General features: G+C 72.3%; 8 protein-coding genes. 5 read left to right on the forward strand and 3 right to left on the reverse strand.

Annotated elements, in window-relative coordinates; genetic code table 11:
- Positions 1–224 precede the first annotated feature (224 nt).
- From fahA to ACF073_RS03990, 5 genes are all read left to right on the forward strand, one after another.
- A complete protein-coding gene (gene fahA / locus ACF073_RS03970; protein ID WP_392066599.1) occupies positions 225–1,442 on the forward strand; it encodes a fumarylacetoacetase in 1,218 nt (405 codons plus the stop codon).
- A gap of 328 nt (positions 1,443–1,770) precedes the next feature.
- Complete coding sequence (locus ACF073_RS03975) at positions 1,771–2,709, forward strand: M56 family metallopeptidase (RefSeq protein ID WP_392066601.1); 939 nt, start codon at positions 1,771–1,773, stop codon at positions 2,707–2,709.
- A 160-nt stretch (positions 2,710–2,869) separates the two neighbouring features.
- Positions 2,870–3,658 (forward strand): GntR family transcriptional regulator, encoded by a 789-nt coding sequence (locus ACF073_RS03980; RefSeq protein WP_392066603.1) that lies wholly within the window; start codon positions 2,870–2,872, stop codon positions 3,656–3,658.
- A 34-nt stretch (positions 3,659–3,692) separates the two neighbouring features.
- Positions 3,693–3,920 (forward strand): ferredoxin family protein, encoded by a 228-nt coding sequence (locus tag ACF073_RS03985; protein WP_030347217.1) that lies wholly within the window; start codon positions 3,693–3,695, stop codon positions 3,918–3,920.
- Between the two features lie 139 nt (positions 3,921–4,059).
- The gene (locus ACF073_RS03990) at positions 4,060–6,825 is read left to right on the forward strand and encodes a fumarate reductase/succinate dehydrogenase flavoprotein subunit (RefSeq protein ID WP_392066605.1); all 2,766 of its coding nucleotides are present in this window, start codon (positions 4,060–4,062) and stop codon (positions 6,823–6,825) included.
- Positions 6,826–6,853: 28 nt separating this feature from the next.
- Here ACF073_RS03990 and recQ read toward each other — a convergent pair whose 3' ends face one another.
- The 3 genes from recQ to ACF073_RS04005 all read right to left on the reverse strand — a co-directional run bounded on the left by recQ (position 6,854) and on the right by ACF073_RS04005 (position 12,267).
- A complete protein-coding gene (gene recQ, locus ACF073_RS03995) occupies positions 6,854–8,848 on the reverse strand; it encodes a DNA helicase RecQ (protein ID WP_392066607.1) in 1,995 nt (664 codons plus the stop codon).
- Between the two features lie 201 nt (positions 8,849–9,049).
- Positions 9,050–10,699, reverse strand: coding sequence for an NADH-quinone oxidoreductase subunit NuoN (nuoN, locus tag ACF073_RS04000; protein WP_392066609.1), 1,650 nt, complete (start codon positions 10,697–10,699; stop codon positions 9,050–9,052).
- A complete protein-coding gene (locus tag ACF073_RS04005) occupies positions 10,696–12,267 on the reverse strand; it encodes an NADH-quinone oxidoreductase subunit M (RefSeq protein WP_392066611.1) in 1,572 nt (523 codons plus the stop codon). Before ACF073_RS04005 ends, nuoN begins: the two co-directional genes overlap by 4 nt.
- Between the last annotated feature and the right edge of the window lie 3 nt (positions 12,268–12,270).

Genomic DNA, 12,270 nt, shown 5'->3' on the forward strand with positions numbered 1-12,270 from the left:
ATGGAACGGACCCACCCCGTCCGTGTCCCAAAGGACGCTAAGCCGGAATTGCCGCCTCCGACAAGGCTTATCCGGACATTGCGAACTCTTTAGACATCATGCGAGCAACCTTTCGAGTGGGGCGTGAACCACTGCCCAAGACACGTAGATCGCCCGTAACGTGTGGCCCGACCACATGGAACACATCGCCATGCATGGCCCGGATGAGAGTGAGGCAGCACCCCATGCCCCCCTTCGACGTCCCCGAGGACGACCCCTTCGGTCCGCACAACCTCCCCTATGGCGTGTTCTCGCCCTCCGGCAGCACGGAGCGGAGGGTCGGCGCCCGGCTCGGGAACCACGTCCTCGACGCGGGCGCCACCGCCGCGGCACTCGGCTCGCCCCACCACGCGCTGCTCGCCGGGCCCACCCTCAACCCGCTGCTGGCCGCCGGCCGCACCGCCTGGTCGGACGTACGGCGTGCCGTCACGTCCTGGGTCACCGACCCGGCGCACCGGAACACCGTCGAACCGCTGTTCCACCCCTTGTCCGAGGTGACCCTCCACCTGCCCTTCGAGGTGGCGGACTACGTCGACTTCTACGCGTCGGAGCACCACGCCCGGAACGTCGGCCAGATGTTCCGCCCGGAGGCGGCCGACTCCCTCATGCCCAACTGGAAGCACCTGCCGGTCGGTTACCACGGCCGCGCCGGCACGGTCGTCGTCTCCGGCACCGACGTCGCCCGGCCGTCCGGTCAGCGCAAGGCCCCGGCCGACCCCGCGCCCGTCTTCGGTCCCTCGGTCCGGCTGGACATCGAGGCCGAGGTCGGCTTCGTCGTGGGCGTGCCGACCGACATGGGCAGCCGGGTCGCGCTCGGCGACTTCCGGGAGCACGTCTTCGGGCTGTGCCTGCTGAACGACTGGTCCGCGCGGGACATCCAGGCCTGGGAGTACGTCCCCCTCGGCCCGTTCCTCGCCAAGTCCTTCGCGACCTCGGTGTCGGCGTGGATCACCCCGCTGGAAGCGCTGGAGCACGCGCGCGTGGCGCCCCCGGAGCGCACGCACCCGCTGCTGCCCTACCTGGACGACTCGGCGCCCGGCACCGAACTCGGCGGGTACGACCTGCGCATCTCCGTCGCCGTCAACGGCCATGTGGTCTCCGAGCCGCCGTTCTCCGCCATGTACTGGACCGCCGCCCAGCAGCTCACCCACATGACGGTCAACGGTGCCGCACTGCGCACGGGCGACCTGTACGGCTCGGGCACGGTGAGCGGTCCGGCCGAGCACCAGCGCGGCTCACTGCTGGAGCTGACCTGGAACGGCCGTGACCCCCTCGAACTCCCGGACGGCAAGCGCACGTTCCTGGAGGACGGGGACGTGGTGACCCTGTCGGCCTGGGCACCGGGCGCGGGCGGCCTCCGGGTGGGTCTGAGCGAGGTCAGCGGCCGGATCGTCGCGGGCTGAGCCGCGCTGCCGCCGGAGCCGGTGGGCGCCCCCGGCGAGGCGGGGGCCCGCACCGGCACGGCGGGAGTGCGCCCGCGACGCGCGTGACGGGGATCCCTGAGCGCGCGGAGCGCGGATCCCGTGGCCGTGCGGGCCGTGGTGCCGGTACGCGTGCGCGGTGTCGTGGGAGCCCGCCGCGCGCGCGTACCGCGGTCCGGCCGGATCGTCGCCGACACCTGACTCGCACCGCCCGACTTCGTCATACTGGCAGGGACACGCACCACGCACCCCGCGTGCCCGGCACCACCCGCTCCCGCACACCTCTCCGACCAGGAACCGGGGCCCCGGCATGACCGTCTGCCTGCTCCTGCTGAGCGCCGTCGCCCTGACGGCCGCCGTACCGGCACCGCGCGCGCTGACCCGGGCCGGCTGGACCGAACGGGACCCCGTGGTCGCGCTGTGGGTGTGGCAGTGCCTGGTCGCCACCGTCCTGCTGTGCTGCCTGACCGCCCTGGTCCTCGGCGCGGCAGCGGTCTTCCACACCGTCCGCGACCGCGTGTTCGCCCCCGCGCCGCCCGCCGTCACCGCCGCGTACGACCTGTCCACCGCACCCATCTGGGCCGCGGCACTCACCGTACTGCTGGCCTGCGGAGCCGCCTGGACCACCGCCATGCTGGCCCGCGAACTCCTGGAGGCCCGCCGCACCCGCGGCCAGGCCCGCGCGCACCTGCGCGAACGCGCCCCCGAGCTGCCGGCCGGACTCCCCGCCGCCCGCGGGCCGATGCTGGTCCTGGAGGACGAGTACCCCGACGCCTGGTGGATGCCCGGGCACCCGCCCCAGCTGGTCGTCACCACCGGCGCCCTCCAGCGCCTCACCGACCTCCAGCTGGACGCCGTCCTCACCCACGAACGCGGACACGCCCGCGCCCACCACGACTGGCTCCTGCACCTGTCCTCCGCCCTCGCCACGGGCTTCCCCCGCGTCCCGCTCTTCGCCCACTTCTGCGACCAGACGCACCGCCTGGTCGAACTGGCCGCCGACGACACCGCCTCCCGGCGCTGCGGACACCTCACCACCGCCCTCGCCCTCATCGAACTCAACCAGCACCGCGGCGTCCTCTCCTGCGCCTCCAGCCGCCGCCTCCTCGGCGAACGCGTCGACCGCCTGCTGGAACCGCCGCCGCGGCTGCTGCCCCGGCACCGGGCGCTGACGACGACGGTGGCCGCGCTGGTGCCGCTGCTCCCCCTGCTGATCATCTTCGCCCCGGGCCTGACGGCACTGTCCTGACGGCACTGTCCTGACCGCCCCTCCCAGCCGGCTCCGCCGGGTGGCAGATCTTGCCCCGCGGAGCGGAAAGCCGCAGCTCAGCGGCCTGCTGCTGGCGTCCTGACCTGGCGCAACACTTCAGCAACACGCCTTTCCCCACCGCATCGGTAGGGTTCCGGCCATGCCACCCAACGACCGCCCCCGAGACCACGCCGGGCAGGGCGCCGCGACCACCGTCGCCGCCCACCGCGCGCGGCGCCGGCTGCGGGCGGACCGGGCCCGGCAGCTCGCCGACCTGCTGCGCCGCCAGATCCTCACCGGCGCCTTCCCGGACGGCCCCCTCCCCCACGAGTCCACCCTCGCCGCCGACTACCGGGCCTCCCGCAACACCGTCCGCCAGGCCCTTGACCTGCTCCGGGCCGAGGGCCTTGTGGACCGGCTGCCCGGAGTCGGCACCGTCGTCGTCGCCCGCAAGTACCCGCACGGGCTCGACCGTCTGATGGGCCTGGCGGAAACCCTCCGCGAGCACGGCCGCGTCACCAACGAGGTCCGCACCGTGGGCCCCGCACCCGCACCCGCCCCGGTGGCCGAACGGCTCCGTGTCCCGGCCGGCGCCGACGTCCTCTACATCGAACGCCTGCGCCGCCTGAACGGCCTCCCCCTCTCCCTCGACCTCACCTACATCCCGCTCGACATCGGCACCGCGCTGCTCGGCGCCGACCTGGAGAACACCGATGTCTTCCGGCTCCTGGAAGCCATCACCGACCAGCGCCTCGGCCACGCCGAGATCACCCTGGAGGCGGTGAACGCGGACGCCCACTCCGCGGCCGTGCTCCAGGCCCCGCGCGGCGCCGCCGTACTGATGCTGGAGCGCCTCACCCACCTCGCCGACGGGCGCCCCGTCGACCTGGAGTTCATCCGCTTCCGCGGCGACCGCATCACCATGAGCGGCCTGCTGCACCGGTCGTAACCCCACCCCGCCTGCACCTTTCCTGGAGACAGCCATGCCCTTGGCGCCCCAGCGGGCCGATGTGCCCGTGACCATCGACGAGTCGAAGTGCATCGACGGCTGCACCCTCTGCGTGGACATGTGCCCGCTGGACTCCCTCGCCATCGACGAGAGCAGCGGCAAGGCGTACATGCACGTCGACGAGTGCTGGTACTGCGGCCCGTGCGCGGCCCGCTGCCCCACGGGAGCCGTCACCGTCAACATGCCCTATCTGCTGCGGTGACAGGCCCCGCCGGGTCCCGGGTGCGCCGCCGTGCGCGAGGTGCCCCGCCCCCGTGACCGTGGGGCCTTCGGCGATCCCGCGCGCGTGGCGCGCTGCCCCGCGTCCTCCTGACCTCGCTCGGCTTCTGAAAGGCATCCCGGTGACCAGTCCCGCGCCCACCCCCCTGGAGATTCCCGCCGTCACCGACGCCGAGGAGCTGACCTGCGGCGTCCTCGTCATCGGCGGCGGCACCGCCGGCACCATGGCCGCCCTGACCGCCGCCGAGCGCGGCGGGGACGTCCTGCTGCTGGAGAAGGCCCACGTCCGGCACTCCGGCGCGCTCGCCATGGGCATGGACGGCGTCAACAACGCCGTCGTCCCGGGCCGTGCCGAACCCGACGACTACGTCGCCGAGATCACCCGCGCGAACGACGGCATCGTCGACCAGTCCACCGTCCGCCAGACCGCCACGCGCGGCTTCGCGATGGTGCGGCGGCTGGAGTCGTACGGAGTCAAGTTCGAGAAGGACGAGCACGGTGAGTACGCGGTGCGCCAGGTCCATCGCTCCGGCTCGTACGTACTGCCGATGCCAGAGGGCAAGGACGTCAAAAAGGTCCTGTACCGGCAGTTGCGGCGGCGCGAGATGCGGGAGCGGATCCGGATCGAGAACCGGGTGATGCCGGTCCGGGTGCTCACCGCCGGGGGGCGGGCCGTGGGTGCCGTCGGGTTCAACACCCGTACCGGTGCCTTCGTCACCGTCCGCGCGGGCGCGGTGATCCTCGCGACCGGTGCCTGCGGCCGGCTCGGGCTGCCCGCCTCCGGCTACCTCTACGGCACCTACGAGAACCCCACCAACGCCGGTGACGGGTACGCCATGGCCTACCACGCGGGCGCCGAGCTGACCGGTATCGAGTGCTTCCAGATCAACCCGTTGATCAAGGACTACAACGGGCCGGCCTGCGCCTACGTCGCGAATCCCTTCGGGGGCTACCAGGTCAACCGGCACGGCGCGCGCTTCGTCGACTCCGACTACTGGTCGGGGCAGATGATGGCCGAGTTCGCCGCCGAGGTCGCCAGCGACCGCGGCCCGGTCTACCTCAAGCTCAGCCATCTGCCCGAGGAGTCGGTCGCCGCGCTGGAGTCGATCCTGCACTCCACCGAGCGGCCCACTCGCGGCACCTTCCACGCCGGCCGCGGGCACGACTACCGCACCCATGACGTCGAGATGCACATCTCCGAGATCGGTCTGTGCGGCGGTCACTCCGCCTCCGGTGTCCGGGTCGACGCACACGCCCGTACGACCGTTCCCCGTCTGTACGCCGCCGGCGACCTCGCCTGCGTCCCGCACAACTACATGATCGGCGCCTTCGTCTTCGGCGACCTCGCGGGTGCGGACGCCGCCCGGTACACGGCGTACGACGGGGAGCTTCCCGCGGACCAGGTGCGCGAGGCGCACGAGTTGGTCTACCGCCCGCTGCGCCACCCTGACGGCCCGCCGCAGCCCCAGGTCGAGTACAAGCTGCGCCGTTTCGTGAACGACTACGTGGCACCGCCGAAGTCCGGGGCGCGGCTCTCCCTCGCGCTGGAGGCGTTCGAGCGCATGCGCGCCGACATCGCCGCGATGGGCGCCCGCACCCCGCACGAGCTGATGCGCTGTGCCGAGGTCACCTTCATACGCGACTGCGCGGAGATGGCCGCCCGCGCCTCGCTGGCCCGTACCGAGTCCCGTTGGGGCCTCTACCACGACCGTCTCGACCACCCCGGGCGTGACGACGTCTCCTGGTTCCACCATCTCGATCTGCACAAGTCCCCCTCTGGTGCTATGGAGTTCACGGCTCGCCCGGTGGCTCCCTATCTGGTTCCGGTGGACGAGTTCACGCCTGTCGGCGGCCCCTCCCGGCAGCTGGGCGAGGTCCGCCCCGAACATGTGGCCACGGCCGGCCCGCGCGAGGTGGCGCCGGTGGCCGCGGGGCCCGGTTCCGCGCGCGCCGCGGGTCCCGCGGAGGGCGCCGGTGCCCGGGGCTCCGCCTCGCCCCGGCTGCTGGAGCTGCTGGAGCTGGCCGAGGCCGAGCCCGAACTCGCCGCAGTCGCGCCCTATCTGAGCGACGCGGATCCCGCGGTCCGCCGTACGGCCGTCTCGGTACTCACCGAGACCGTGCCGCCCGGCACCGGGCAGGCCCTGGCCGGTGCGCTCGCCGACGCCGACGCCGAGGTCCGCGCGAGCGCCGCGGCCTCACTGCGCGAACTCGTCGAGACGCTGCCACCCGAACCCGCCCTGGGTGCCGCCCTCACACGGGCCCTCGCCCAGGCCGACCCGGTGGTCCGTGCCGCCGCCCTCGATGTGCTGCGGGCCCTGCGGCTCGGCGAGGCCGGGGTCTTCGCGGCAGCGCTGGCCGACTCCGAGATCGCCGTCCGGACGGAGGCCGTACGGGCGCTCGTCTCGGTGGACGCGGTCCGGCCGCTGGCGGGCGCGGCGGACGATCCCTCCCGGGAGGTCCGGGTCACCGTGGCCAAGGCCCTGGCCACCGTCGGCTCGGCGCCGCTCGCCGCCCCCGACCGGGAGCTGCTCACGGCCGCTCTGGACCGGCTCACGGAGGACGGCGACCCGCTGGTGCGCGGGGCCGCGCTCGGCGCGCTGTCCGCCGTCGGCTGCCCGCCGCCGCTCGCCGGACGTGCCGTGGCGGCTCTGTCCGATCCGGCCTGGCAGGTGCGGTCCGGCGCCGCGACCGCCCTGTCGGCCGCCACGGCCGGCCCGGCCGTGGCCGCGCTCGCCAAGGCTCTCGCCGACCCCAACGCCGATGTCCGCAAGGCGGCGGTGCTGGCTCTGCGCCGGCACCTGGCCTCGCCGGAGGCCCGCGCGGCCCTCGCCACCGCCACGGCCGACCCGGACGCGGACGTGCGGGCCTACGCGGCGCGGGGGCTGTGAGCCCCGCACCGCGCCGGGGCCGGCCGGGCTATATCCAGTCCTCCGGCTCCGGCTCGTCCGAGGGCTCGGGCCAGTCGGCGTCCGGGGCGTCCTCCGTGGCGGCCGGGGCGGCCGTCCCGTCCAGGGAGGCCAGCACCTGGAGCACCCCTTCCCCGTACGTCGCCAGCTTCTTCTCGCCGACACCGCTCACCGTGCCCAGGTCCCGCACCGAGCCGGGCCGCCGGGCCACGATCTCCCGGAGCGTGGCGTCGTGGAAGATGACGTACGCCGGGACGCCCTGTTCCCGGGCCTGCTCGGCACGCCAGGCGCGCAGGGCCTCGAAGGCGGGGAGCAGCTCGTCGGGCAGTTCGGCCGCGGCGGCCTTGGCCTTGCGCTCGCCTCCGGCGCCGCCGGACCGCGACCGGGAGGCGGCCGGCTTCTTCGGCTCCTTGCGCAGCGGCACCTCTCGCTCGTTCCGCAGCACCGAGCCGCTCGTCTCGGTGAGCGCCAGCGTGCCGTACTCCCCTTCGACCGCGAGCAGCCCCTGGGCGAGCAGCTGCCGGATCGCGCCGCGCCACTCGCCCTCGGTGAGGTCCTGGCCGATGCCGAAGACGGACAGCTGGTCGTGGTCGAACTGGATCACCTTGCCGGTGCGCTTGCCGAGCAGGATGTCGACGATCTGGATCGCGCCGAACTTCTGACCGCGCTCCCGCTGCAGGCGGACCACCGTGGACAGCACCTTCTGCGCGGCGACCGTGCCGTCCCAGGTCTCCGGCGGGGCGAGGCACGTGTCGCAGTTGCCGCAGCCCGCGGGGTCGGGGTCCTGGCCGAAGTAGGCGAGCAGCTGGCCGCGGCGGCACTGGACGGTCTCGCACAGCGCGAGCATGGCGTCGAGGTGGGCGGCGGCCCGGCGGCGGTGCGCCTCGTCGCCCTCGCCGGACTGGATCAGCTTGCGCTGCTGTACGACGTCGTTCAGGCCGTACGCCATCCAGGCCGTGGACGGTGAGCCGTCGCGGCCCGCCCGGCCGGTCTCCTGGTAGTAGCCCTCGATCGACTTGGGCAGGTCCAGGTGGGCGACGAAGCGCACGTCCGGCTTGTCGATGCCCATGCCGAAGGCGATGGTCGCCACGACGACCAGGCCCTCCTCGCGCAGGAACCGGGACTGGTGCTCCGCGCGCGTGGCCGCCTCCAGACCGGCGTGGTACGGCACCGCCTGGATGCCGTTGGCGGTCAGGAACTCCGCCGTGCGCTCCACCGAGTTGCGCGAGAGGCAGTACACGATGCCGGCGTCGCCCGCGTGCTCCTCCCGCAGGAAGGCGAGCAGCTGCTTTTTCGGGTCGGCCTTGGGCACGATCCGGTACTGGATGTTGGGCCGGTCGAAGCTGGCGACGAAGTGGCGGGCCGCCGGCAGCTTCAGCCGCTCGGTGATCTCCTGGTGGGTGGCGCGGGTGGCCGTGGCGGTGAGGGCGATCCGCGGGACGTCCGGCCAGCGCTCGCCGAGCAGGGACAGGGCGAGGTAGTCGGGGCGGAAGTCGTGGCCCCACTGGGACACGCAGTGCGCCTCGTCGATCGCGAAGACGGAGATCTTGCCGCGGGAGAGGAGGTCCAGCGAGCTGTCCAGGCGCAGCCGCTCCGGGGCCAGGTAGAGCAGGTCGAGCTCACCGGCCAGGAACTCGGCCTCGACCATGCGCCGCTCGTCGAAGTCCTGCGTGGAGTTGATGAAGCCGGCGCGGACGCCGACGGCGCGCAGGGCGTCGACCTGGTCCTGCATGAGGGCGATCAGCGGGGAGATCACCACGCCGGTGCCGGGCCTGACCAGGGCCGGGATCTGGTAGCACAGCGACTTGCCGCCGCCGGTCGGCATGAGGACGAGGGCGTCGCCGCCCGCCACCACATGCTCGATGATCGCCTGCTGCTCGCCCCGGAAGGCGTCGTATCCGAAGACGCGGTGCAACGTGGCCAGCGCCTCGCTGTCGGTCACGCCCGGTCCCTCGGTCACCTGTGGCATCTCGCTGATCCCGCCCGTCACGCCCGTCACGCCCATCGTCCTTGCCCCCGTCGGTCCCCCGTGTGTCGTCTCTCGACCGCTGCATCCACCATAGGGGCCCGGACCGACAGCCTCGGAGTTATCCACAGGCTCGCCGGCCGCTCCACGCCACGAACCCGATCTCCGTTCGCCCCTCGCACGCCGCCGCCCGGCCCCCTCAGGACGGGGTGCCGGGCAGCGGGGTGCACGAGGGGGGCGTCAGCGCACGAACACTCCTGCCTGGCTCGCCAGGTCCAGGAAGTACTGGGGCGCCACGCCGAGGACCAGTGTCACCGCCACGCCCACGGCGATCGCGATCGTCGTCAGCGGTGACGGCACGGCGACGGTCGGGCCCTCCGGCCGCGGCTCGCTGAAGAACATCAGCACGATCACGCGGATGTAGAAGAACGCGGCGATGGCCGAGGAGATCACACCGACCACGACCAGCGGAACCGCCCCGCCGTCCGCCGCCGCCTTGAACACGGCGAACTTCCCGGAGAACCCGGAGGTCAGCGGGATACCGGCGAAGGCCAGCAGGAACACCGCGAACACGGCCGCCACCAGCGGCGAGCGCCGGCCGAGGCCCGCCCACTTGGACAGGTGGGTCGCCTCGCCGCCCGCGTCCCGCACCAGCGTGACCACCGCGAACGCGCCGATGGTCACGAAGGAGTAGCCCGCCAGGTAGAAGAGGACGGACGACACGCCGTCCTTCGACGTGGCGATGACACCCGCGAGGATGAATCCGGCGTGCGCGATGGACGAGTACGCGAGCAGCCGCTTGATGTCGGTCTGCGTGATGGCGACGATCGCACCGCCCAGCATGGTGATGATCGCCACCGCCCACATGACCGGCCGCCAGTCCCAGCGCAGCCCGGGCAGGACGACGTAGAGCAGACGCAGCAGCGCGCCGAACGCGGCCACCTTCGTCGCCGCCGCCATGAAGCCGGTCACCGGGGTGGGTGCGCCCTGGTAGACGTCGGGGGTCCACATGTGGAACGGCACCGCGCCCACCTTGAACAGCAGGCCCATCACGAGCATGGCGCCGCCGATCAGCAGCAGCGCGTCGTTGCCCATGGTGCCGGCGAGGGCCGGGTCGATGTTGGTGGCCGTGCCGTCGACGACCTGGGCGATGCGCGCGTACGACACCGAGCCCGCGTAGCCGTACAGCAGGGCGATGCCGAACAGGGTGAACGCCGAGGCGAACGCGCCCAGCAGGAAGTACTTGACGGCGGCCTCCTGCGACATGAGCCGTTTGCGGCGGGCCAGCGCGCACAGCAGGTACAGCGGCAGGGAGAAGACCTCCAGGGCCACGAACAGCGTCAGCAGGTCGTTGGCCGAGGGGAAGACCAGCATGCCGCCGATCGCGAAGAGCAGCAGCGGGAAGACCTCGGTGGTGGTGAAGCCCGCCTTCACCGCGGCCTTCTCGCTGTCGCTGCCGGGTACCGAGGCGGCCTGCGCCGCGAAGGAGTCGACCCGGTTGCCGTGCGCCGCCGGGTCCAGGCGCCGTTCGGCGAAGGTGAACAGGCTGACCAGGCCGGCCAGCAGGATCGTGCCCTGCAGGAAGAGGGCCGGCCCGTCGACCGCGATCGCGCCCATGGCCGCGACATGCGACTTCGTGGTGCCGAATCCGTCGGCCGCGAGTGCGATGACCGCGGCGAACGCGGCGCACAGGGCTACGACGGACACGAACACCTGCGTGTAGTAGCGGGCCCTGCGCGGCACGAAGGCCTCGACGAGCACCCCGACCAGCGCCGCACCGACGACGATCAGCGTCGGCGACAATTGTCCGTATTCGATCTTCGGCGCGTCGATCTTCGAGATCGGTTCGGCCGCCGTTGTCCACAGGCTGTGGACAGCTGCTGCGCTCACTTGGCCGCCTCCACCTCGGGCTTGGGGTCCTTCTTGTGTACGTCGGACATGGTCTGCTTGACCGCCGGATTGACGATGTCCGTGACGGGCTTCGGATAGACGCCCAGGAAGATCAGCAGCACGATCAACGGGGCCACGACGACCAGCTCGCGCGCGCGGAGGTCGGGCATCGCGGAGACCTCCGGCTTCACCGGGCCCGTCATCGTCCGCTGGTACAGGACGAGGGTGTAGAGCGCGGCGAGGACGATGCCGAAGGTGGCGATGACGCCGATCGCCGGGTAGCGCGCGAACGTGCCGACCAGGACCAGGAACTCGCTCACGAACGGCGCGAGTCCGGGCAGCGACAGGGTGGCGAGGCCGCCGATCAGGAAGGTGCCGGCGAGCACCGGGGCCACCTTCTGCACGCCTCCGTAGTCGGCGATGAGCCGCGAGCCGCGCCGGGAGATCAGGAAGCCGGCGACCAGCATCAGCGCGGCCGTGGAGATGCCGTGGTTGACCATGTAGAGCGTGGCTCCGGACTGGCCCTGGCTGGTCATCGCGAAGATACCCATGACGATGAAGCCGAAGTGCGAGATCGACGCGTAGGCCACCAGGCGCTTGATGTCCCGCTGGCCGACGGCGAGCAGCGCGCCGTAGACGATGCTGATCAGCGCCAGTACGAGGATCACGGGCGTCGCCCACTTGCTGGCCTCCGGGAACAGCTGGAGGCAGAAGCGGAGCATCGCGAACGTGCCCACCTTGTCGACGACCGCGGTGATGAGCACGGCGACCGGTGCCGTGGACTCCTGCATGGCGTTGGGCAGCCAGGTGTGCAGCGGCCACAGCGGCGCCTTCACCGCGAAGGCGAAGAAGAAGCCGAGGAACAGCCAGCGTTCGGTGCTGGTCGCCATGTGCAGGGAGCCGCTCGCGCGGGCCTGGGCGATCTCCTGGAGGCTGAAGTTCCCGGCCACCACGTAGAGGCCGATCACCGCGGCGAGCATGATCAGGCCGCCGACCAGGTTGTAGAGCAGGAACTTCACCGCGGCGTACGACCGCTGCGTGGCGGCCGTCTCCTCGCCGTGCGCGTGGGCACGGTCCCCGAAGCCGCCGATGAGGAAGTACATCGGGATCAGCATGGCTTCGAAGAAGATGTAGAAGAGGAAGACGTCGGTGGCCTCGAACGAGATGATCACCATCGCCTCGACCGCGAGGATCAGCGCGAAGAAGCCCTGGGTGGGCCGCCAGCGGCGGCTCCCGGTCTCCAGCGGGTCGGCGTCGTGCCAGCCCGCGAGGATGATGAACGGCATCAGTACGGCGGTCAGCGCGATCAGCGCCACCGCGATGCCGTCGACGCCCAGTTCGTACCTGACGCCGAAGTCCTTGATCCAGGCGTGGGACTCGGTGAGCTGGTAGCGGGAGCCGCCCGGGTCGAAGCGGACCAGGACGGTGACCGCCAGGGCGAGCGTGGCGAGCGAGACGATCAGCGCCAGCCATTTGGCGGCGGTGCGCCGGGCGGCCGGTACGGCGGCCGTGGCGACGGCCCCGAGGGCCGGGAGCACCGCCGTCGCTGTGAGTAGAGGAAACGACATCGG

It is taken from the genome of Streptomyces sp. NPDC015171 (assembly GCF_043079545.1).
In the GTDB taxonomy this organism is placed as follows: Bacteria; Actinomycetota; Actinomycetes; order Streptomycetales; family Streptomycetaceae; genus Streptomyces.